The sequence below is a fragment of the Janthinobacterium rivuli genome (genome assembly GCF_009208735.1).
Lineage (GTDB): Bacteria > Pseudomonadota > Gammaproteobacteria > Burkholderiales > Burkholderiaceae_D > Janthinobacterium.
In genome coordinates this window covers 80937-103512 of the sequence record NZ_WFLJ01000013.1, presented here as the reverse complement: position 1 = coordinate 103512, position 22576 = coordinate 80937, and the positions used below count along the sequence as shown (strand labels likewise).

Here is a 22576-nt window from a genome sequence, read left to right as displayed (position 1 = left end):
GCCAACGCTGGAGAGCCAACATGCCCGAAGTCAACCTCAAATTTGCCAACCTGCTCGCCACGGGCAGCAGCAGCTTGCTCGATCACTACAATGCGATGGCCCAGCACACGTTCGACAATGGCGCCGACGCCGCGCGCCTGACCCTGCATTACCTGCGGGACTTGTCACAGGCCAACATGGACATGCTGCTGCAGCGCGTACAACAGAAAGGCGTCGCCCATCTGTACGAGTTCGATCCGGCCAGTTTGAAGGCGCAATGCACGCTGGGCGATGAATACCGCGCCAATCTGTTCGCCATCCTGCTGGACATGCAGCGCAGCATGGTGGAAGGCAGCAGTTCATCGCTCTACGATGGCTACAAACGGTGGCAGAAGATCGCAGCCTAGGAAACGGCCATGCTTTCGCCACCGGGGACCAGGGGCCGCGCCTGGCCAGCCTGGCCCAGGTATTCCTGCCATTCAGGAATAGCGCGCTGGCGCGGCCACGCCCTGCGGATAACCGACCGACTGCGCCAGCACCACGTGGTGTCCATCCGCCAGGCCCATGGCTGTGGCGAGCTCCCCCTGGTCGAACCAGCCACGCGATACCACCGCCAGGCCCTCGGCGGCGCAGAACAGGTAAACGTTTTGGCTGATGTGACCGGCATCGAGGGCGGCAAACAGCAACTGCCTGGCTTGCTCCTCGGGCGGCATGCGCGACAAATTGGCAACGTACAGCAGGTTGACGGGCACCTTCGCCACGAAATCCTGCTTGCCCGTCACGGGCCGGACATCGACGGCGCTCAGTTGCCGCAATGACGGTGCAAGCGGATCATAGCGATACAGGCCGCTGGACATGGCGACATAGATGTCAATTTCCTGCGCGTTGCAGACGGAAGGAGCCGTCCGGTAACCGGTACCCGGACGGTTGCAGCCATCGGCGGCCCACAGCAGGCGCGACAGCCGGTACCAGGACAGCTCGCGCTCGCTGAAGTCGCGCTGCGACTGGCGCAATTTCAACACCTCAATGAGGGCCATGCCCAAGGCACTGATATCGGCGTCGAGTTCGAACGTAGCCGGCCCCATCAACGGCAAAGGCTCGCTTGTGAATGCATTTTTCTTCACGTCCCCTCCATTGCGTGAAAATCGGCTGGCCATTGTTTCCTTAACTGATCTGCAGGCGCTTCGCGCTGCCACCAACCAGCTTGGGCAGCTCCAGATCCAGTACGCCGTCACGGTACTTGGCTTCGGCCTTGTCGGCATCGATGTCCTGTCCCAGCGAGAAACTGCGGAAATACTGTCCCACATGGCGCTCGCGGCGCACGACCTTCTGACCATTTCCCTCTTCGCGTTCCTGCCTCGATTCGGCCGAGATCGAAACGCGGTTGCCATCGATCTCCACCGAGATATCCTCCACCTTAAAGCCTGGCAATTCAGCCTTGATCAGGTAGGCTAGCTCGCTTTCCGTAACGTCGAGCCGGATTGGCGACGGTCGGGAAAAATCCTTCAGCGCATCCTTGAAACCCATATCCTTGAAGAAATCATCCATGCTGCGCAAGGGATCGAACCTTGCGATGTCGCTGAGCGGATCAAAATGCGTCATGTGGTGTGCCATCTCTTTGCCTCCTGAAAAAGTCGCTGCCGCAAATTAAAGCCGGGCAACGGCAGCCGTGTACCCAAACTCACTATAAGGGGCCAGCTTGCGCCTGTCTGCTTGAAAAATGATCGATATCAAGAGCGACGGTAATCGGCAGACAGACGCTGCCTGTCGCCGATTACCGTCGCGGATGGCACACCGGTTGCGTAACACTATTCAGGCAAGGTATTGATACAGATCATGGCAGGCGGAGGCTGCCTGCCTGTAGTGTGAAAGGCAGTTGCCCCATTTAACCAGGAGTATCGTCATGATTGCCCACGTGAAACCGCTTGGCAGCCTGCTGTGCGGCGCACTGCTCGCTTGCGCGCCGATGATTGCCCAATCGCAGCCGAAGGTTGGACTTGCGCACGATCAGGAGATGGCAAGGGTACAGTTGCAGGCGATGGCAAATCAGCATATCGACAGCGCGCGCACGGCTGTCGCCGTTCTGGAGAAGGATCCGCTCATGACGGAAGCGCTGCGCTGGTCGAAGGGGGTCTTCATTCTGCCCTCCTACCGCCGTGCGGCGCTGGCCGTCGGCGCCAGCGGGGGCACCGGCGTGCTGCTGCGCAAACGCGACAACGGCAGCTGGAGCGCTCCGGCCTTCTTCAAACTGGGTACCTTGGGCATCGGCCTGCAGGCCGGCGTGGAAGCGGGACCATTCGTCTTCGTGCTGCTCAACGACAAGGCAATGCAGCAATTCCTGCAGCGCAATAGCTTTTCCGTCAGTGCGGATGCCGGATTGACTGTCCGCAATTGGCAAAAAGTGGCACGCGGCACCGTTGGCAAGGGCGACGTGATCGCCTGGTCGAGCGCGAAAGGCATTTTTGCCGATGTGGCTGCCGTCAGCGTGGACGATATCCGCTACGACGAGCAATTGACCAACGCCTACTACCACCGCACGCTGTCCGCTGGCGACGTGCTGGCGGATCGCGTCAGCAACGACCAGGCCCAGGGGCTGCAGCAAGCGCTTGCCACCGCCAGTGCGCCGGCCCCCTAGCGGCGGGAGCCTGAGGCGATGCTTTCCCTGACTATCCTGATGCATGGGCGGCTGGTTCGCGCGCCATGGTCTGCGAGGACGTGATGCATGACGACATGACACCAGCCGCTTCCGGGGAGCCCCATGCGCGCCTGCTGCTCGATCACGCCGCCGGCGGGCAGCGCCAGTGGATCCAGCGCAATACCAGCCTGTATCGTTCCGGCGATCCCGTCGCTGACTATGTATTTTTCATCCACGCCGGCAGTTTCAAGCACTATTGTACGGATGAGACGGGCGCGAGAAAAATCACCAGTTTCCCTGCACGCGGAGACTTCCTGGCACTCGACAGCATCGGCCTTGTCAGGCATACCTGTACCGCCGTGGCGCTGGAAGACAGTGAAGTGTATGCGATCAGCCACGCCATATTGCGCCAGCAACTGACCTTATTGCACCGCCTGCTTGCGCAAAGCATACGGAAAATGCGCGCCAGCACAGCCCAGCTGCATCACACCACGGCCGAGCAGCGGCTGGCAGCCTTTCTGCTCGACCAGGCCAAACGGCACAGCAGGCTGGAAGGCACGCCGCCACGCTATCGCCTGCCCATGTCGCGCTGCGACATCGGCAATTACCTGCACCTGTCGCCGGAAAGCGTCAGCAGGGTCATGCACCAATTCAAGCAGGACGGCCTCATTGTGCTGGAAAACCGCGACATCACGCTACGCGATGCAAGCGCAATGGAAACCATCGCGACTGTCGCGCCGCCCGCATCACCGCATGCCGGCCAGCATCCCCTGGCCACCAGTCACATGTCGAAGAGCTAATCATGTATGACACCTCCAGTTACGGCAGCGAAGCGGCATCCCCGCTTCCATGCGGCGAATGCGGCAGTCGCGGCGTTTGCTTGCCGACGGGCATGAGCGACGCGGATTGCGCCAGGGTCAGCGGCCTTGTGCTGCAGCAGCATCATCTGGCGCGGGGGGATACCTTACAAGGAATCAACGAATCAGTGCACGGGCGCTGGTATGCCATTCGCAGTGGCCAGTTCAAGTCCTTTCAGGCAGACCCGCATGGAAGACCGTGTATTACCAGGTTCGCCAGGAAAGGCGACCTGCTGGGGCTCGACAGCCTTGACCTCGACCACTACACCGACTCAACGACGGCGCTCTGCGATAGCACGGTGTGCGAGTTTTCCTATCCGCAACTCATCGAAGCGGCTCGGCATTTTCCTGACCTTGCACGCGTGCTGGAATGCCGGCTGAGCAAGCAACTGGCGCAACAGCAGGCGCTGGCCCTGCTGGTCCGGTGCGACTATGCGGAACAGAAATTCGCGCAATTCCTGTCGCACCAGGACTGGAATGACATCGACCAGGCTCATCAGGTGCCTGAGTTGCACCTTGCCTTGTCGCGCAAGGAAATTGCCGACTATCTGGACCTGACGCACGCCACGGTCACGCGCATGCTCTCGCGGCTGCAGAAGCTCGGCATCATTTCCGTCAGATATCGTCAGCTGCGCCTGCTCGACGGCCCTGGCCTGCTTCAGATTGCCGCAGGGCAGCCTCCTTCCTCGAAAGGAGGCGCGGGCACGACCATGCCTGGCATACATTTGCTACCGCCAGAATGATCTGGATCATGGTTTCTCTGCAGTATCAACGGCACACTGGACACTCCACAACAAGTTCGAGGAGAGCACCATGTTCAAGCACATACTGGTTCCAACGGACGGTTCTCCCGCCTCGCGGCCTGCGCTGCTGTCGGCCATCGCCCTGGCGCGCTCGTGCGGCGCGCGCATTACCGCCCTGCACGTAGTGCCGGATTTTCACGTCATCACGCAGAATACCGATATGCTGGAGGCGACCCGCGCAACGTATCTGGAAGAAAGCATGCAAAACGGCAAGAAAATACTCGACTTCGTCAGCACCCAGGCACGCGAAGCGGGCGTCGAATGCGGCACCTTCCTGACGCGCTCCGATTCCCCCCATGAAAAAATACTCGATGCCGCCCAGGCAAACGGCTGCGACCTGATCGCCATGGGCACGCATAGCAAATTCGGCTTGAAAGGCGTGCTGCTGGGCAGCGAAACACACAAGGTCCTCGTGCACAGCCCCGTGCCGGTACTGGTCTTTCGCGCGGCCTGAGCACGCGCGCAAGCCCGCTCCAGCGCCGGCCAGGCCGGGGCTTATCCTGCGTCGCCTATCGTGACGAGATTATCCTGCGCCTGTGCATAGGCAAGCGCATAAGCGAGCTCACCGGGGGAACCGGCATGCAAGGTGAACAGCGGTTGCCCCACCGCCACCACGGTGCCCAGCGGCGCATGAAACACCATGCCTGCCGCCGGCGTCTTGGGCGCGCCAGCCAGCTTGGCGGCGCGGGCGAGCAGACGGTTGTCGATGGCCATGACCGTGCCGGCGTGCAGCGCGCACAATGGTTGCGTAAAGGCTGCGCGCGGCGGCGCGCGCATCCCGCCCTGGGCGGCGCAGATGGCCTGAAATTTGCGCCATGCAGCGCCGCTGTCCAGGGCCGCGGCCGCCATGGCCATGCCGGCGCCCTGGGACGCCTTGCCAGCCAACTCCAGCAAGCCTGCGGCCAGCGCCAGGGCCCGCTGGCGCAAGTCGTCCGGCGCATCGCGGTGATTCTGCAGCACGGCCAGCACGTCGAGCGCTTCGAGCGCCGGACCGATGCCGCGGCCAACGGGCTGCACGCCGTCGCTCATCTGCACGCGCAACGCCATGCCCAGGCTGCGAGCGACCTCCGCCAGGCGCGCGGCCAGGATTGCCGCAGCCTCGGGCGAGCGAACCTTGGCGGTGCGCCCCACCGGCATGTCGATCAGCACATGCGTAGCGCCCGCCGACGCCTTCTTCGACAGGATGGACGCGACCAGCAAACCGTCGCTGTCGAGCCCCAGCGGGCGCTCCACGCGGATCAGCAAGTCATCCACCGGGCTCAGCGATACCGCCCCGCCCCAGGCGATGCAGCCGCCCTCCTGCTCCACCACGCGGTGCATCTGCTGCGCCGTCAATTCCACGGGCGCCAGGGTTTCCATCGTATCCGCCGTTCCGGCCGGCGACGTGATGGCGCGCGAGGACGTCTTGGGTATCAGCAAGCCACAGGCGGCGACGATCGGCACCACCAGCAGCGTGGTGCGGTTGCCCGGCAAGCCGCCGATGCAATGCTTGTCCGCCACGACAGGAGCATCCCACTGCAGGCGCTGCCCGGCATTGACCATGGCCATCGTCAATGCCGCCGTTTCGGCCAGGTCAAGCCGGCTGCCCGAGCACGCCGTGATCAGCGTCGCCAGTTCAATGTCCGAATACGCGCCGGCGGCGATGTCGCTGATGATCGCCGTGATTGCCTCGTTGCCGAAGGGACGGCCGTAGATCTTGCCGCGCACGGCCGAAAACGATTCCACCGCTGGCGCGTGGCCAACCTGCACCAGCTGCCCGTCGGCCTGCCCGAGCGCCGCCCAGGCGGCCTCCGACAGGCCGATTTCATCCATGTCGATCAATGGAAAGTGCACGACATTCAGGGTCGCGACGATCCTGCGCTCGCCGCACCACAGCACCAGCCGCGAACGCGCTTCGAAGCCTTCCGCCTTGCAGACGGGGCTGTCGCTGCGGATATAGGCGATGGCTTCCTGGTAAGTATCGATGCCGAGGCGCCGCAAGCGCAACACCGATGCGGCGACCGCCTGGTGCTGCAGGGACGGCGCGCGGCGTATCATGTCAGCGTCACTTCATCGCCATACGCGGGAACACTGCATTCCCAGCCCAGTTGCTCGCCGATGCGCCGCCGCAGCGCTTCGGCGGCATCCGGTTCGCCATGCGTGATGAAAGTGTGGCGCGGCGCCTGCCGCAATGGCGCCATCCAGGCGATCAACTCATCGCCATCGGCATGCGCGGACAGGTTGCTGATCTGTCGCACGGTGGCGCGTACCGGCACATACTCGCCATGGATCTTGACGGCGTCAGCGCCAGCGACCAGCGTGGCGCCGCGCGTGCCGCCAGCCTGAAAACCGGCAAACAGGATGCTGTTGCGGCGGTCCGGCGCGAATGCCTTCAGATGGTGCAGCACGCGCCCTCCCGTCGCCATGCCGCTGGCGGCGATGATCACCATCGGCATGCGCCGCTGGTTCAGCTCGATCGACTCCTGCGCACTGTTGACGATCGTGGCCGCATGCGACATGGCCTCGCACTGGGTTGGCGTCAGGCGGTGGTCGTGCGGATAACGGCGATACAGCATGGTGGCATCCACCGCCATGGGACTATTCAGGTAAACGGGCAGCGCCGGGATGACGCCACGCTGCTTGAGCAGATGCACGTCATACAGTATGGTCTGCGCGCGTCCCACGGCAAAGGCGGGAATGATCGTCACGCCGCCACGCGCGGCAGTCTCGCTGATGGTCGTGCCCAGCAGTTCCATGGCGTCGCAGGCGTCATGGCGCCGGTCGCCATAGGTCGATTCCACGACCAGATAGTCGGCCTGCGGCAAGGACTCGGGTGGCGCCATGAGCACATCGTTCGGACGCCCGAGATCACCGGAAAAGACCACCCGGATGCCCTCCCCCTGCAGCAGCACGCTGGCCGCGCCAAGGATATGCCCGGCACGCTGCAGTTCCACGCGCAAGGAGGAAGCGATGGTGAAGGGCTGGCCAAACGCCACGGGAGAAAGGTGTTCGAGCGCCAGGACGGCATCGGCCTCGGTGTACAGGGGCAAGGCGGGGTGATGTTTGCTGAAGCCGTGCCGATTCGCGTACTCGGCCTCCTCCTCCAGCAGGCGGCCACTATCGGGCAAGATGATGCGGCACAGGTCGCATGTCGCGGCACTCGCATAGATCTTGCCACGAAAGCCGTCACGCACCAGCAGCGGCAGGTAACCGCTATGATCCAGGTGGGCATGCGTGAGCACGACGGCACCGATCTCGGCCGGTGCCAGCGGCAAGCCCGCCCAGTTGCGCAAGCGCAACTGCTTATACCCCTGGAACAGGCCGCAATCGACCAGAATCCGCTCATTGCCGCTGGTGACCAGGTATTTCGAACCGGTCACCGTCCCCGTCGCACCCAAAAAGGTCAGTTTCATCATCGTCCCCCAGCAAGCAGTACAACGTTCAGTCGCTGCTGAACGTCAGGTCCCCTGCGCGCGTCACGCCCGCCTACAGCATGCCAAGTTCCAGCGCATAGCGGGTCAACTCGGCGTTACATGCCATTTTCATCTTTTTCAGGATGCGCGCACGATAGCTGGTGACGGTATTCGGGCACAACTGCAACGCGGCGCCGATCTGCACCAGCGACTGGCCAGCGGCGATGCGCTGGAACACTTGCAGTTCGCGCTCGGACAGGCTCTCGTGCGCACCCACGGGGCCCTGTGCAACCACCATTGCCAGTCGGTCCGTCATCGCCGGGCTGACATATTTCCCTCCCAATGCCACCTTGCGCACGGCCTGCACAAGCACGTCGGCTGACACATCCTTGGTCAGGTAGCCAGACGCCCCCAGGCTGAGTGCGCGCAAGCCATAGATTTCTTCCGAATAATGACTCAGTATCATCAGCCCCATGCGCGGCCGGGCCAGGCGCAGGGTTAGCAACAGTTGCAAGCCGCTTTTCCCCGGCAGCGCAATGTCGATGAGGGCCACATCGAATTCCTCGGACGTAATACGTTCGATCGCGTCGTCATAGGACGTCGCCTGGGCGCCAACGCAAATGTCCGCTGCCGTGCCAAGCATCAGCGACACGCCATTGCGCGCGATGGCATGGTCGTCAACCAATAGCACCCGTATGATTCCCGCTTCCATGATGAAGGTCCCGAGCATGCCTTGCCTGGCGTGATGTGATGCTTTTCATGCATTTGATTCTGCGCCGAACGGCTGGCGGCGTCAACGCTTGGCTGCAGCAGCCGTGGCTGCGCGGCAGACAAAGCCGCTGCGTACTGGCAAAGAATGGATGTAGGGGATCCCCTACCCAAAAGCTTGTGGAATTTGCTACGCAAGACCAGCGGTTAATCTTATATGCACCTTGCCTCGCCGCGCACATACTATTAAACGTGTAGTAATACATATGGTCAGAAACATAAAAATTTAATGCAAACCATGTACAACAATAAGAGGCACCCATGAACATCCAACTCTCGACCCGTCAATCGCTGCCAGCGAAAAATTTCATTAGCGGCAATACCTGCGCGAAATGCAGTTCTCGGCTGCGCTGCCTGCCATACGGCCTGGACGAGCGTAGCGTCGCTCAGATCGATAGAATCATTGGCAAACGGCACTGGGTGGAACGCAATGAGTTGCTGCTCAGGGTAGGCGATCCTTTTAGTTGCCTGTACATTATTCACGTCGGCCAGTTCAAGACGTTCCGCGATAGCGCACATGGCAAACAGCACGTCATGGGCTTTCACATGGCCGGCGAAATTCTGGGCATGAACGCCATCAGTACCGGCATTCATGACAGCAATGCGATGGCATTCGAGGATAGCGAGGTCTGTGAAGTCCCCTTTGCCCAGCTGCAGATGCTATGCGCCAACATTCCAGCGCTACAACAACATTTCCACCGCCTATTGAGCGAGGAAATCAATCGGGACCAGCGCGTCATGCGCTTCCTGGGCAGCTCGGCCGAGCAGCGCTTTGCCACCTTCCTGCTTGATCTGTCGAGCCGTTTCGCGGCCCGTGGATATTCGCGCCATGACTTCACGGTACTGATGTCGCGTGAAGACATCGGCAACTATATAGGCTTGACGATGGAAAGCGTCAGTCGGCTGATGTCGAAGTTCCGCCGCCAGGGCTGGATCAGCACGGACGGCAAAGATCTGCATATCCTCGATCATGGCGCCATCGAGGCGCTGGCCAACGGGGAGAGCATGGAAATAGTGGCAAGCGTCGATCCACTCGCGGAACGGACCAAGGCGCTACTGTCCTCCATCTCGAGGACGGCAAGCCATGCCTGAACAGCGATACATCCGTGCAGCGGCGCAAACAGCGGCGTTGCATCGGTGGCTATCGACCAGCTAGCTGCCAAGTATCGGCGGACCGACGCCATGTTCGATGGCGAACCGCGTCAGCTGCACATTATTCTTGGCGCGCGTCTTTTCCAGCAGGCGCGCCCGGTAAGTGCCCACCGTATTAATGCTCAAATGCAAGATTTGGGCGATATCTGCCAGGTCTTCGCCGGCAGCAAGCAGCCGCAGGACTTCCAGCTCGCGGTCCGACAGTTTCTCGTGCCAGGCCGTCCTGCTGCCACTGATCATGTCCGCAATGTCTTCCGTCACCGCCGAGCTGATGTATTTCCCTCCGCAGGCAGCCTTGTGGACAGCACCCAGCAGTACGGACGCATTGCAGTTCTTCGTCAGGTAGCCCGCGGCGCCGTATTGCAGGGCCCGCACGGCGTACACCGTCTCGGCATACATGGACAGCATCAGCACGGCAACGCGTGGCCACTCCCGGCGTAACTTCTTTAGCAATTGCAAGCCATTCTGATCGGGCAAGCCGATGTCGACAATGGCAACGTCAAACGCCTGCGCCTGCAGCAGATACAATGCCGCGCGCGCCGTCTCGGCTTCGGCCACGACTTCGATGCCGTCGTCCGTGCCCAGCATTAAACGTATGCCGTTGCGGGCAACGACATGGTCGTCCACCAGCAGCACCCTGATTTTCCCGCATGTCATGCGCGCCCCCGTATCGGTAACTGCACGACCAGCAAGGTTCCATGCTCGACGGCCATGAAACGGATATCGCCGCCAAAATGCTGGGCCCGCTCGCGCATGCCGGCCACCCCCCAGGAGTTGGCGGTCGCCAGGCTCTCGCAATGCATGCCCTTGCCATTGTCTTCCACTTCCATCCTGATCGACGAGTAGGCATGACTGACGCGCACGTCGACCCGCGTTGCCCCGGCATGGCGGACGACATTGGTGAGCGCTTCCTGCAAGATACGAAACAAGGCGGTACTGCGCTCGGGGTCGATCTCCAGTCGTGCAGTCTCCGGAGAAATGTGGGTGCGGCAAGCGAGCCCCGCCCTGGTGCAGACCTCTTCCGCGTGCCACTCCAGCGCCGCCCAGACACCAAGCTGGTCAAGCACGCTGGGGCGCAGTTCGGTGATCACCCTGCGTAGGGCCGCGGTAGCGGTATCGAGCAAGGTGCAGGCGTCCTCGAGCCGCGGCTGCAGAGTGCCGCCATTGCGCTGGTCATGTATCAGGGCAACGGAAAGGTGGGCTTTGACCCCAGTTAAGACACTACCGAGTTCGTCGTGCATTTCCCGGGCAATCCGGATACGCTCGCCCTCCTTCACGCGCTCCTGATGGGCAATGAACTGGCGCAGCTTCTGATGCGATAGTTCCAGCGTCTCCAATGCCAGCTTGCGCACGCTGATATCTTCCACCATGCCCACATATTGCCGATTGAGCCCGGACGTACCGCACACCACTGTCGCACTGAGTATGGCCCAGATCGCATGACCATCCTTGTGCAGGTAGCGTTTTTCGATGCGATAACTGCTGATCTCACCGTTGCACAGGCGCCGCCCGAACTCCACGCTGTTGGCAACGTCGTCGGGATGGGTGAGTTTCAGGTATCCCATCGCCAGCACTTCCGGCCCCGTATAGCCCAACATCTCGCACAATGCCCGGTTCACGGTGACCCAGCGGCCTTGCATGTCCGCCATGATCATGCCCAGAGAGGAGTTTTCAAATGCCCCGCGAAATCGCTCCTCGCTGGCATGCAGTTGCGCCGCCGCCATGGTGCGCTCGGTAATATCATTGAGTACCAACAAGACGACGCCTGGCCCAAAATGCTCCTGGCTCAGTTTGGCTTCCACCATGGCTGAAAATACGTCGCCCACGCCCTTTTTCATGCGCAGCACGGCCGAACACGATGCATCGCGGTCCAGCAGGCGCTGGCGCAGAAAGTGAAAAATATCCTGGTCATCAGGAAGAATGAAACGCGTGAACGGCAGGCCGATCAGCATCTCTGGCGGCGTGCCCAACAAGTCCGATGCGGTGAGATTCGACTGGATGATGATGCCGCGGGCATCCATGCTGATATAGCCGACCGGCGCCTGATCATACAGGCGATTATACAATTCGCCAGTAGTCTTCAAGGCAGCCTGGGTGGCGCGCAGCTCATCGTTCTGCATTTCCAGCTCGATCTCGCGCACGCTCACCTCGCGCTGCGCCGCCTGCAGCGACGCGGGATGGCGCTCGTGCGAAAGACGCTTTGACGCCCCCAGTTTCAGCTTGAGCCGCAGCTCCGCATGCTGACGCAATAAGTTCCAATATTGCTCGGTCTGAAAAGGAACGGCAAAATACTTTTTTCGCTTCGCGCACATAATTGGTTGAGCATACCCATCTTTAGCAAGTTACCCCCCTGCGGCATCACATCTTGGCAAGGTTCGTGGATGGTGTGTACTAATCAATAATCATAATTTATATTAGCGCAATAGCGAGCTCAGTAATAGTCGCGACAAAAAAATGCCGTTTTTTGTACAACAGGCAGCCAGAAAAGGTAGTGTGGATCGACGTAATCTCCCAGCGCTGTGCTCACCGGGCAACGCCCGTCACCAGAGGTTCGGCAAATTTTCGCCCAACGCTTAGACTGTTGCACGTTGAACACAAAGTGGTGACAGCGCATGGCCGGAATCGACCTGAAGACTGCCCGACACGCGTGTTATCTTGACAATGCCTTCGTGCGCCACCTCGACAAAGGCGGCGCCGGTGCCGTTCAAGGTGGAGTGCAGGCGCAAATGGCCATGCAACAAGACATAATCGCTACCGTTCCGAACTATCCAGATATCTGCCTGCATGGGGAGCTTCCTGTCGGTGTGCCGTCGCCCGGTGAACTGGGCTCTGCTTTGGGTCGACCCGCGCCATTGCTGGCGAAGGGTGAAGGTGGTGCGCGCTGATTTGTACTGTATCGTTTCAAATAGGTACAGTCACGGGGGATGGATGATCTACATCAATGCGGTGAATAACTGAGCATGACAACAACAAAAATATAAAAAATACAATATTAATCCTGAGAATTTTTTACCCTGACGGACAGGCGGGCGCACATGTGCCGTACGGATCAGCCTGGGGGGGCCGCCGTCCTCTCTCTTAACTGGATAGGTCTGCCTGCCCCACATACTCCTGGCACCAGTTCTCATTGATTTCAACGGCATTTGTGCGGGAGAACTTCTTTTCGCGCGAATCGCAGGTACATACGTTATTGCGCCCCGATGCCTTGGCCTTGTACAGGGCATGGTCGGCGGCATTGAGCAAGGTGATGGACATCGTTTCCATGGTAATCAAGGGGAACACCGCCACGCCGATACTGACCGTCACCTTGCACAGGGGACTGCCAATATGGGCAATGCCGACACTCTCTATGCCATGACGAATGGTTTCCGCGAGCGATACGGCGCCGTCGACATCCGATCCTGGCAAGAGCAGAACCATTTCCTCACCACCATAGCGTGCCGCCATATCGCCCGCCCTGCGCATGCCCGAGGCGACCACGCCGGCAATTTTCTTCAAGCATTCATCGCCAGCCACGTGACCATAAATGTCGTTATATTGCTTGAAAAAATCAACATCAATCATCATCAGGCCCAGGGAATTCCCTGCACGCTGGGCCCGACTGAACTCCACAATCAATGCTTCATCAAAACTGCGTCGATTTGCCAGCCCCGTCAAGCCATCCTGCAAGGCGAGGTGCGTCAAGCGCTGGTTGGATACTCTTAATTCATCGCTCGACTCCTTGAATTCCTCCTCGACGATCAAGCGTGAGGTCAGCTGATTGAGCAAGCGGCAGCCAAAAAATCCGATGAGCAAGATCAAGGCGCTCAACGCGGCAATTTGCAGGCAGGCATCATTGCGCCAGCCACTCAGGACCTCATCCTGCGACAAGGCAGTCAAGGCCACCAGCGGATATTCGGCAATTTTGTGATAGCTGATGATCCTTGATCTCCCGTCCAAGCCCTGACTGGCGTGCGTATCCCTGATCTTTGCCATCGACGAGGATGCAGGGAACAGTTTGAATGGCAACTCCGTAACGTCATGCACCCGGCCATCATAGGGAATTTGCAATACGAGCCCGGCATCATCACGCGTCACCAGAATCGTTCCTTGCTCGCCTATGGAAAAGTCCTCATAGAATTTTCTAAAATAATTGAGGCCGATAGTGGCCAGCACCACGCCGCCAAAACTCCCGTCGGGAAGGTTGATTCTGCGTGACACCGCCAGGATCCATTCGCTGTTGACCTGCCGCCCCGCGCCCATCCCCAGATAAAGCTGCAGATCATTATGCAGACGATGGTAATGAAGAGATTCCATGTCCCGGTTGTCGAGATTGACCGGCATCGTCGTGCCGGAATTGACCAATGGCCTGCCATCTGCGGCAAAGATAATGATGGCATGCAATTGGGGAAGCTCCGCGACATGATTTCTCAACAACGCTTGCATACGGGACTGGTCGAAGCCTGACGCTCCCGGCAGGTCGCTGCGCTCGACCAGTCCAAGCAACAGGGTGTCGACCTCCCTGAGCGTATCGTAGGCATGCTGCGCGACAGCCTGACTGACATTCGCAGCCGCGTCGCGCGCTTCGTGCAGCCGCACTTCGCGCGCGCGCCATATCGTCAGCAACTGGATCGTCAGGATAGACAGGCATACCAGCACGACACATGCCGTCGCCAGGCTGACCAGGGGGAAATGCCGGAGAAGAAAACCGCGTGGGTAGTCGGCAGAACGCACGGTAGCAGACATGGACTCGCCCTTCTCACTCGGTATGTAGGTGCTACGCGGCAAAGGTGAGGCCCGGCGTCGCGCGCGACGCCCGACAGCTAGCCGCAGGCACCTTGGCAACAGGCGTGCGCGCTGGCATGCAGGCCAGGACAGCCCGGCACCAGCCATACCGCGACACTAGCTGATGGCAATGTGTTTGCTCGCCTTGCCGCTCTTTTTCGGCAAATTCAGGGTGAGTACGCCTTCCGCATAACTGGCGACCACCTTAGCATCGTCGATATCATGTGCCAGCGTAAAACTGCGGCGCTGTTCGCCGTAGGTGCGCTCCGTACGCAGCAGCTTGCCGACCTTCACTTCGCTCTCGTGTTTCAGTTCGGCCGCAATCGAGACGACACCGCCCTCGACCTCGACCTTGATGTCCTCTTTTTTCACGCCGGGAATCTCCGCCTTGACGGTGTACGCCGCGTCCGTTTCCGATACGTCGATCTTGATGCGCGGCTCCACGTTCCAGTCGCGCAGCGCAGGCCGTAGCTGGAAGTCGCGGAACCAGTCCTCGATGCCATTGAGCGGTTCAAAGCGCGCAATCTCGGAAAATGGGTCAAATCGGGTCAGATGGTTAGCCATGATGGTGTTCCCTCCCTCGTTGCTGGCACCCGGATGGATGCATGCAGCCATGATATTGATCCGGCACTGAGAAATGAATGATGCACATCAAACGGCGCGTGGATCATTGTGCTACCCGGGAACAGTGCCCCTGCCGAGTAATGCCGTGAAAAAATGTCCGGGCCGGTGTCCGGCACCTCGCCGCCAGCCGTGACATCAGTGCCGCAAGCATACGTCCCCCTACCACGATTCGCTCCGCAAGACCATGATTGACGTCAGTGAGCCAGGCGCCGCGAATGGCTAGACTGGACTGTCGTCTTACTCTGCAGGAAATGTCGTGCTTGCCAACTTTTTCGCCGCATCGCTGCTGGCTTCCGGCATGGCCACCGCGACTGACAGCTGCAGCATTCTCGTCTATCACCGGTTCGGCGACACGGCCGCTGACAGCATGACCACGACCACGGCAGTGTTCGTCCAACAGATGACGCAATTGCGCGCGCATGGCTACCGCATCGTGCCCGTGGCCGACCTGCTGGCGTCACTCTCCCCGGGCCATGGGCTGGCGGGCAAGCTGGTCGCCATCACTGTCGACGACGGCCACCGCTCCGTGTTCTCCGCGCTGTTCCCGGCCATCATGCGCCTGAACGTGCCGGTCACCTTGTTCATTTATCCGTCCGCCATCGGCAACGCGCCCTATGCCTTGACCTGGGCGCAATTACGCAGCATGACGGCGAGCAAACTGGTATCGATCGGTGCGCACACCTACTGGCATCCTGATTTCCGCGTGGAACGCAGGCGCCTGACAACCGACGCCTATGCCCGCTTCGTCCAATTCCAGCTGACACGCCCCCGCACCGTGCTGCAAGAACGCCTCGGTATCGACGTGACATTGCTTGCCTGGCCATATGGCATTTCCGACGAGGCGCTGCGCCGTGCGGCGCAAGATAGTGGCTACACGGCGGCGTTTGCGCTGGGCAATCGCAATGCCTCGGGCAAGGACCCGCCGTACGCACTGCCGCGTCACATGGTGGTCGATGCGGTGGGAGTGCCAGCATTGCTGGCGCGCATCGCCAGGGGACCTGCATGTACTCGATGAGGCGCCGCCTTGCGTGGATATGCTGCCTTGCATGGCCCGCCCTCGCGCTGGCGCTGGAAGGCCGGGTCATAGATGCGGCGACGGGCCAGCCGATCGCGGGCGCCATCGTCTCGTCCGGACATGCGCAAGCCACCAGCGATGCGAACGGGCACTACGCTCTTCCCGTGTCGTCGCCGCGCCTGCTGGCCAGGGCCATCGGCTATGCGCGCGCGAGCATCCCCGTCGTGCCGGCCAGCGCGACGGCGCAGGCAATCGGCCTGCACGCCCTGCGACCTAAGGCCCTCTATCTGTCCGCCTATGGCATCGGCGACAAGCGCTTGCGCGAAGCGGCCCTGGCGCTGCTCGACACAACCGAGCTCAATGCCCTGGTCATCGACCTGAAGAGCGATCGCGGCCTGGTTCCCTATCCGACGCGTGTGCTGGAGGCAAGCCGTTGCGGCGCGCGCAGCGTTACCACCGTGCACGACATGCGCGCCATGGTGACGCAGCTGAAGGCAAAAGGCATCTATCTGATCGCCCGCATCGTGGCGTTCAAGGACGCACTGTCGGCCGCTGCCCATCCGGAATGGCGCGTCAAGGATGCGCGGGGCCAGCCATTTCACGACAGGGAGCAGCTGTCGTGGCTCGATCCTTTCTGCCAGGGCGCCTGGACCTATCTTATCGATCTGGCGGAAGAAGCGGCCGACATGGGGTTTGATGAAGTGCAATTTGATTATGTCCGCTTCCCGGATGCCGACAAGCTGCAATTTGCCATGCCAAGCACGGAAGCGGCGCGGGTCGAAGCCATTACGGGCTTCCTCGACGCGGCCCGCAAGCGCCTGGTGCGCTACAATGTCTTTCTGTCGGCCGACATCTTCGGCTATGTCGCATGGAACAAGAACGACACCAATATAGGCCAGGAATTGACGAGCCTGGCCGGCGTCGTCGACTACCTCGCACCGATGCTGTACCCGTCCGGTTATCAGTTCGGCATTCCCGGCTATCCCAACCCCGTCGCGCATCCAGGCGAGATCGTCTACCTGACCTTGCGCCATGCCATCGCGCGCACCCGCATTTCCCCCTTGCGGTTCCGCCCGTGGCTGCAAGCCTTCCGCGACTATGCCTTTGACAAACGCGTGTTCGGCACGGCGGAGATCAGGGCACAGATCGATGCTGCCGAATCGGCCGGCAGCAATGGCTGGATGCTCTGGAACCCGCGCAACACCTACAGCGCCGATGGATTGCATTCGCGCTAGCGACACACGCTATCCTGGCAGTATCGTGCGCACCAGCCTGCTGATCAGCATCGGCGACCGGCTGCTGTCGAGCGCCACGCTGAAGCGGCACAATTCCCCCGTCGGCGTGATGACGGCAAGGTCGTCCATGTCGGCAGCCGATACCATCCTGTGCCGCGCGAACGCCGGCCCATACTCGCGTGCTGGCAACCGGGTATCGATCAGCGCCTGGATCGCTGTGGCGCCGTGCACGTCGCCGAACGGCGACGCCGTCGACCACGATGCATCGGGATGCAGCAAGGTCGCCGCCCCCGCACCGTCGCGCCGGTCCACGCAATCGAGAAATTGCATCAGCAGCAGGCGCCTGGAATTGCGCGCCGCATAGCTTGTGTGCAGCAGCACGCGCGCCTGGACCGCATTGGCTTCCTGCATTTCCGTGGCGTACCAGGTTTGCACGGCCCGGTTTTCATGCGCACTGTGCCGCACCGCCTGCTTGTCGAGTTCGTAGATCGCCCGCATGCGCTTGTCCAGCACCAGGGGATCCATCGATTTGGGCTCGCCACCGCCGCCCAGGCAGCCGCCGACGCAGGCCATGACCTCGATGGCGACGAATTGATCGCGCCATGCGTCCGTCTCCAGCATATGCTGTGCCGCGGCGATGCCATTGCAAATGGCGACCGTGCCCAAACCGGCGATCTGCGCCGTCTTGATCCCCTGGCCGATGCCGCGCAATGGCTGCCACTCCAGCGCCAGCGCGTCCTGCCTGCCAAGCAAGTGGACGGCGGTGCGCAACATGGCCTCCATCACGCCGCCCGACGCGGCGAAGATCTGTGCGGCGCCCGTGCTTTCCCCCAGGGGATCGTCGAACGCGCCATCGTCCGCCAGCGCATGGAAGGCGATGCCGCGCGACTTGATCATCCGGGCCAGCTCCCGCGTGGTCAGGACGTGGTCGACGTCGCCGGACAAGCCGGGCCGGACCGCCTCGTCCTTCTTGGCCGTGCACGGCATGACGCTGACCACGTAGGGTTCCGCCCTGCCCTCGGCAAAGGCAGGGCCGAGCGAACGCGCGAAGGCGCTGCGCTTCGTCAGCGCGCCATGCATCTGCTGCGGCGACTTGGTCGTGCTCAGATGCGGCAGCAGGTCAGGCCGGTTGATTTCCACCCAGTTCACCCATCCCGGGCAGCAGGAAGTGAACAAGGGCAAGGGCTGCGCGTTTCCTGCCTGCCCTCCTATGCGCGCCAGCAACTCGCCCGCTTCTTCCATGATCGTCAGGTCGGCGCCGAAATTGGTGTCGAACACGTAGTCAAAACCGAGTTGCCGCAAGGCATTGATCATTTTTCCCGTACTGACCGTGCCGGCCTGCATGCCGAATTCTTCGCCGATGGCAACGCGCGTGGCCGGCGCCACTTGCACCACGGACACACGCCTGTGCTCATCCAGCGTATGCAGCACCGCGTGCCAGTGCGGCGTCTCGACCAGCGCGCCGACAGGACAAACCAGCGTACATTGACCGCAAGAAATGCACTGGGTGTTGGCCAGGGTATGGTCAAAGACAGTCACCGGCAAGCGTCCCGAGCCGCGTTCGGCGAAGCCGATCACGTATTGCTGCTGTCCCGATGCGCCGCACGCTTCCACGCACAGGCCGCATTCGATGCATTTGGACAGGTCGCGCCAGATGCTCGGCGAGGTATGATCCGTCAAGCGGTGTTCGGGATGCGCCACCGAGCCGCGCGGCAGCTTTTCCCAGCGCTCTTCCCATTGATTTTCGCTGATCAGGCTTTGCAAGCGGCAAGAGCCGTTGACTTCGCAGCGCAGGCAGTCGTTCGGATGGCGCGCCAGCAGCCATTGCGCATCCATCGCGCGAAATGCTTGCAGGTCGCTCGATGCCGTCTCGACCACGTCCCCGGCTTTTGCCAGCGTGATGCAGGCCGGCTGCATGTGGGGCTGGCCGGCCACATGCACGAGGCACATGCGGCACACGGCATGGGTCGGCAAGCGCGGATAGTAGCAAAGCGTGGGGATATGCACGCCAGCTTGCCTCGCGGCATCAAGGTAGGTGGAACCTTCCTCGACATCGACAGCCCGCCCATTGACCGTCAACGAGATCATGTGTATCACTCCCGGCGTACCGCGGCCACGCACTTGCTCGGCGGCAAGCAATGCTAGCCCATATATTGCCCGCCATTGACATCAAAGGTTGCCCCCGTGATGAAGCCGCTGGCGTCGTCGGCCAGGAACGCCACCAGGCGCGCGATATCCTCAGGCGTGCCGAGCCGGCCAACGGGGATGCCGGCGATGATTTTTTGCAGGACCTCGGGGGCGACCTCGGCCACCATCTCGGTATCGCAATAGCCGGGAGCGACCGCGTTGACCGTGATCTGCTTGCGCGCCCCCTCCAGCGCCAGCGCCCGCGTAAAGCCGAGAATACCGGCCTTGGCGGCGGCGTAGTTGGCCTGGCCAAGCTGGCCCTTCTCGCCATTGACGGAGCTGATATTGACGATACGGCCGAACTCGCGCGCCCGCATGCCCTCCATGACATGGCGGCACATATTGAACATCGAGCCGAGATTGGTATTGATGACCTGCCACCACTGATCCGGGTCCATGCGGTGCAATAAGGCATCGCTGGTGATGCCGGCATTGTTGATCAGGATATCGATGGGCCCCAGTTGCTGTTCCACCGTGGCGATACCATCGCGACAGGCGTCGAAATCGCTGACATCCCAGCGGAATACGGGAATCGATGTCGTCTCGGAAAATGCGCCGGCGGCATCCGCATTGCTGTGGTAGATGGCGGCGACCCTGTGGCCACCCGCCTGCAAGGCGAGGGAGATGGCCTTGCCCAGGCCTCGGGTACCACCGGTAACGAGTGCGATTCGTTGCATGAAGACGACTCCCATCAAGGCAATCCGAACGATTTTGCGCCAGCTTCGGTCGGCTCGCAGCGGCAAGCGCGAGGACGTCCATCCAATGTACGTGACTGCGGGCAGTCACGTCACTGGTCCGGTATGACATAGATCAATCCCTGCCAGATTAATTTGACACATCGCCGTTTGACGGCATGCGGCTCATGCCGGAGCCGAGAATTCCTCGAATGCCGCCAGCGCATTGGCGCAATACATCGCCGACGGCCCGCCGCCCATGTAGATGGCCATGCCCAAGGTCTCTTCGAATTCGGCCCGGGTGGCGCCCAGCTTGACGAGGGCCTGCACATGAAATCCTATGCAGGCATCGCAATGGGCCGCGATGCCCAGGGCCAGCGCGATAAACTCCTTGGTTTTCCTGTCCAGCGCACCGTCGCGCGTTGCCGCGCGCGCCAGATCGCCAAAGCCTTTCATCACGTCGGGAATATCGGCGCGCAGGGTCGCCAGTTGTTGCGATACCGACTGCGTCAGTGCGCGATAGCCGCCAGATTGCATGCTCATGTGTGCGCCTCCCTTGCCTGTTTCATTTTTTCACCGCACAGGTACGGATGCCAAACGGCAGATACGCGGAACAGAAGCGGAAAATGCCTGTCGCCAGGGGAATCACCCCCAGCCAGCCCCAGCAGTATCCGGATGGCACGATCGATATTGCCGACGTTCGCGTTCATGGTCTTGCTCCTTAATGGTTAATCGTCGCGATGACGACAGGAGACGCACGCCCTCGTTCCCGGTACGCGTCAAGCTCTATCCGTGCATATTTCATGCCAGCGTTATACAAAGTGAGGATTGGAGAGAAAACAGGGACTTGGGACGACGCGACAGGCAGCAGCACGCTGCCATTCGACCGGCGGCACTGCCATGCTGACAGACATGGCAGTGGCACCAGGCCACGACCGTCCGGCCAGGTGCTAGGCGATACCCAGCGCTTTCAGGCGGCGGTACAAGGTGCGCTCGCTGAGGCCAAGGTGCGCCGCGAGTTCCTTGCGCGTGCCGCCGAAGGTGGCGTGCAGCTCGGCCAGCGGGATGCTGGCGCCGCGCGGCGGCATGTCTGGCGCGGCGCCCTGCGCCACCGGCGCCGCCAGCAGCTGCTCGACGCGGATCACGCCATCATCGGCGAACAGGCTGGCCCTTTCCAGCACATTGCGCAGTTCGCGGATATTGCCCGGCCATGGGCGCCGCCGCAGCTGCGCCATGGCTTCGGCGTCTATCGTCAGCGTACGCTTGCCCGCGCCGGCGCGGCGCAGAAATGACTGCACCAGCAAGCCGATGTCGTCGGGCCGGTCGCGCAGCGGCGGCAAAGCGATGGGGAAGGCACTGATGCGGTAATACAAGTCCTGCCGGAATTCGCCCCGCGCCATCATGTGTTCCAGCGATTTGTGGGTCGCGGCGACCAGGCGGAAATTGGCATGCTGGGTCTCGACACTGCCCACACGCCGGTAAGTACCCGACTCGATCAGGCGCAGCAGCTTGACTTGCATGGAAAGGGGCACGTCGCCTATTTCGTCGAGAAACAAGGTACCCCCTTGCGCCGTATCGACCAGCCCCGGCTTGCGCGAGGTCGCGCCCGTGAAAGCGCCCTTTTCATGTCCGAACAATTCGCTTTCAAACAGCGTTTCGGTCAGTCCGGAGCAATCGACGACGACGAACGGTCCTGTGGCACGCGCGCTGTTTTCATGTACGGCACGCGCAAACAGTTCCTTGCCCGTGCCGGACTCGCCCAGCAGCAGCACCGGCAGCATCGAGGGCGCCACCCGCTGCAACGCCTCCAGCACCCGGGTAAATGGGGCGGAACGCCCGACGAGCCCTTCCTCGCTCGGCTTGGCCGAAGCGCTGCGCACCACTTCCAGCCGCTCGACATACGCGGTAATGGTGCCGCCGGCATCGAAGATCGGACGCAGTTCGACGGCGACGTGCTCGGGGCCCCGCGGCGTATGGTGGATGTGCAGCACGCGGTCGGGTCCACGCAATTCCCGCGCCTTCTTCATGGGGCAATGTTCACCGGCCTGGTCACAAGGGGCATCGTAGTGATGCGAGATGCGGTAGCACTTGTGACCAGTCACCGGCTGGCCGATGCTGCCAAATTGCCGCTGGTAGGCGACGTTCGCGGCCAGAATCGTGTAATCGGGGTCGAGCACGATCATCGGCTGGACCTCGTGTTCGAGAAACGAGATCAAGGTTTGCACCATGGGCGCGCTGGAGGATGGCTCGATGCGGGTGAGCGGTGGCGTTGGCATGCTGGCTCCTTGTTGTGCAGCCATACTGTCGCAGGACTGCCAGTGCGTCAAGAGGCACTGCCACTGTCAGGATGGCATGCCTGGCAAAACAGGCGCGCGGCATGGCGCGATCCAGAACAGTGATGTAGATCATGGTCAATGGCAGGCAAGCGGCGCTAGCATGAGATACGCTCACATCGCGAGCAAAAACCTGCACCCCTTACGGAAGGAACTGC

The 22576-nt window shown here is 61.4% G+C and carries 23 protein-coding genes; 8 read left to right on the top strand and 15 right to left on the bottom strand.

From position 1 onward, the window contains the following. Positions 1-20: 20 nt before the first annotated feature. A complete protein-coding gene (locus GCN78_RS18440) occupies positions 21-386 on the top strand; it encodes a hypothetical protein (protein WP_152252988.1) in 366 nt (121 codons plus the stop codon). Between the two features lie 72 nt (positions 387-458). Here the strand turns inward: GCN78_RS18440 and GCN78_RS18435 are convergent, their stop codons facing one another. Together GCN78_RS18435 and GCN78_RS18430 are read right to left on the bottom strand one after the other, a co-directional pair. After that, entirely contained in the window at positions 459-1103 is a 645-nt protein-coding gene (locus GCN78_RS18435) for a SagB/ThcOx family dehydrogenase (protein ID WP_226939708.1), read from the bottom strand. A 40-nt stretch (positions 1104-1143) separates the two neighbouring features. Next, positions 1144-1593, bottom strand: a complete 450-nt coding sequence (locus GCN78_RS18430) for an Hsp20/alpha crystallin family protein (RefSeq protein WP_152252987.1) — start codon at positions 1591-1593, stop codon at positions 1144-1146. Between the two features lie 289 nt (positions 1594-1882). Between GCN78_RS18430 and GCN78_RS18425 the strand changes: the two genes are divergently transcribed. From GCN78_RS18425 to GCN78_RS18410, 4 genes are all read left to right on the top strand, one after another. After that, entirely contained in the window at positions 1883-2614 is a 732-nt protein-coding gene (locus GCN78_RS18425; RefSeq protein WP_152252986.1) for a lipid-binding SYLF domain-containing protein, read from the top strand. Positions 2615-2709: 95 nt separating this feature from the next. Further along, entirely contained in the window at positions 2710-3414 is a 705-nt protein-coding gene (locus GCN78_RS18420; RefSeq protein ID WP_193316779.1) for a Crp/Fnr family transcriptional regulator, read from the top strand. 2 nt (positions 3415-3416) lie between these two features. Then, positions 3417-4214: a Crp/Fnr family transcriptional regulator gene (locus GCN78_RS18415; protein ID WP_152252984.1), complete on the top strand. Its 798-nt coding sequence runs from the start codon at positions 3417-3419 to the stop codon at positions 4212-4214. Positions 4215-4284: 70 nt separating this feature from the next. Further along, positions 4285-4728, top strand: a complete 444-nt coding sequence (locus GCN78_RS18410) for a universal stress protein (RefSeq protein WP_152252983.1) — start codon at positions 4285-4287, stop codon at positions 4726-4728. A gap of 41 nt (positions 4729-4769) precedes the next feature. On the opposite strand, the gene GCN78_RS18405 is transcribed toward GCN78_RS18410, so the two are convergent. From GCN78_RS18405 to GCN78_RS18395, 3 genes are all read right to left on the bottom strand, one after another. Further along, entirely contained in the window at positions 4770-6311 is a 1542-nt protein-coding gene (locus tag GCN78_RS18405; protein WP_152252982.1) for a thymidine phosphorylase family protein, read from the bottom strand. Then, positions 6308-7666 (bottom strand): MBL fold metallo-hydrolase RNA specificity domain-containing protein, encoded by a 1359-nt coding sequence (locus GCN78_RS18400; protein WP_152253056.1) that lies wholly within the window; start codon positions 7664-7666, stop codon positions 6308-6310. The genes GCN78_RS18405 and GCN78_RS18400 overlap by 4 nt, the downstream gene beginning before the upstream one ends. 73 nt (positions 7667-7739) lie before the next feature. Continuing rightward, positions 7740-8396 carry a response regulator gene (locus GCN78_RS18395; protein ID WP_226939707.1) on the bottom strand — a complete coding sequence of 219 codons (657 nt, stop codon included), beginning with the start codon at positions 8394-8396 and terminating at the stop codon, positions 7740-7742. A gap of 299 nt (positions 8397-8695) precedes the next feature. Between GCN78_RS18395 and GCN78_RS18390 the strand changes: the two genes are divergently transcribed. Then, a complete protein-coding gene (locus GCN78_RS18390) occupies positions 8696-9526 on the top strand; it encodes a helix-turn-helix domain-containing protein (protein WP_152252981.1) in 831 nt (276 codons plus the stop codon). 60 nt (positions 9527-9586) lie between these two features. On the opposite strand, the gene GCN78_RS18385 is transcribed toward GCN78_RS18390, so the two are convergent. The 5 genes from GCN78_RS18385 to GCN78_RS18365 all read right to left on the bottom strand — a co-directional run bounded on the left by GCN78_RS18385 (position 9587) and on the right by GCN78_RS18365 (position 14914). Then, positions 9587-10243: a response regulator gene (locus GCN78_RS18385; RefSeq protein ID WP_152252980.1), complete on the bottom strand. Its 657-nt coding sequence runs from the start codon at positions 10241-10243 to the stop codon at positions 9587-9589. Further along, entirely contained in the window at positions 10240-11898 is a 1659-nt protein-coding gene (locus tag GCN78_RS18380; RefSeq protein WP_152252979.1) for a PAS domain-containing sensor histidine kinase, read from the bottom strand. Before GCN78_RS18380 ends, GCN78_RS18385 begins: the two co-directional genes overlap by 4 nt. A gap of 261 nt (positions 11899-12159) precedes the next feature. Beyond that, positions 12160-12372, bottom strand: a complete 213-nt coding sequence (locus tag GCN78_RS18375; protein WP_152252978.1) for a hypothetical protein — start codon at positions 12370-12372, stop codon at positions 12160-12162. 292 nt (positions 12373-12664) lie between these two features. After that, a complete protein-coding gene (locus GCN78_RS18370; RefSeq protein WP_193316778.1) occupies positions 12665-14311 on the bottom strand; it encodes a sensor domain-containing diguanylate cyclase in 1647 nt (548 codons plus the stop codon). Between the two features lie 156 nt (positions 14312-14467). Then, the gene (locus GCN78_RS18365) at positions 14468-14914 is read right to left on the bottom strand and encodes an Hsp20/alpha crystallin family protein (RefSeq protein ID WP_152252976.1); all 447 of its coding nucleotides are present in this window, start codon (positions 14912-14914) and stop codon (positions 14468-14470) included. A gap of 316 nt (positions 14915-15230) precedes the next feature. Between GCN78_RS18365 and GCN78_RS18360 the strand changes: the two genes are divergently transcribed. Both GCN78_RS18360 and GCN78_RS18355 read left to right on the top strand, forming a co-directional pair. Continuing rightward, positions 15231-15989: a polysaccharide deacetylase family protein gene (locus GCN78_RS18360; protein ID WP_152252975.1), complete on the top strand. Its 759-nt coding sequence runs from the start codon at positions 15231-15233 to the stop codon at positions 15987-15989. Then, positions 15977-17224, top strand: a complete 1248-nt coding sequence (locus GCN78_RS18355; RefSeq protein WP_152252974.1) for a putative glycoside hydrolase — start codon at positions 15977-15979, stop codon at positions 17222-17224. Before GCN78_RS18360 ends, GCN78_RS18355 begins: the two co-directional genes overlap by 13 nt. A gap of 9 nt (positions 17225-17233) precedes the next feature. Here GCN78_RS18355 and GCN78_RS18350 read toward each other — a convergent pair whose 3' ends face one another. From GCN78_RS18350 to GCN78_RS18330, 5 genes are all read right to left on the bottom strand, one after another. Next, positions 17234-19312: a [FeFe] hydrogenase, group A gene (locus GCN78_RS18350; RefSeq protein WP_152252973.1), complete on the bottom strand. Its 2079-nt coding sequence runs from the start codon at positions 19310-19312 to the stop codon at positions 17234-17236. A gap of 53 nt (positions 19313-19365) precedes the next feature. Beyond that, positions 19366-20088 carry an acetoacetyl-CoA reductase gene (phbB, locus tag GCN78_RS18345; RefSeq protein WP_152252972.1) on the bottom strand — a complete coding sequence of 241 codons (723 nt, stop codon included), beginning with the start codon at positions 20086-20088 and terminating at the stop codon, positions 19366-19368. Positions 20089-20271: 183 nt separating this feature from the next. Further along, on the bottom strand, positions 20272-20628 hold the full coding sequence (locus GCN78_RS18340; protein ID WP_152252971.1) for a carboxymuconolactone decarboxylase family protein: 357 nt from the start codon (positions 20626-20628) through the stop codon (positions 20272-20274). Then, positions 20625-20795 carry a YgaP family membrane protein gene (locus GCN78_RS30090; protein ID WP_461419040.1) on the bottom strand — a complete coding sequence of 57 codons (171 nt, stop codon included), beginning with the start codon at positions 20793-20795 and terminating at the stop codon, positions 20625-20627. The genes GCN78_RS18340 and GCN78_RS30090 overlap by 4 nt, the downstream gene beginning before the upstream one ends. Positions 20796-21035: 240 nt before the next feature. Beyond that, positions 21036-22361 (bottom strand): sigma-54 interaction domain-containing protein, encoded by a 1326-nt coding sequence (locus tag GCN78_RS18330; protein WP_152252970.1) that lies wholly within the window; start codon positions 22359-22361, stop codon positions 21036-21038. Between the last annotated feature and the right edge of the window lie 215 nt (positions 22362-22576).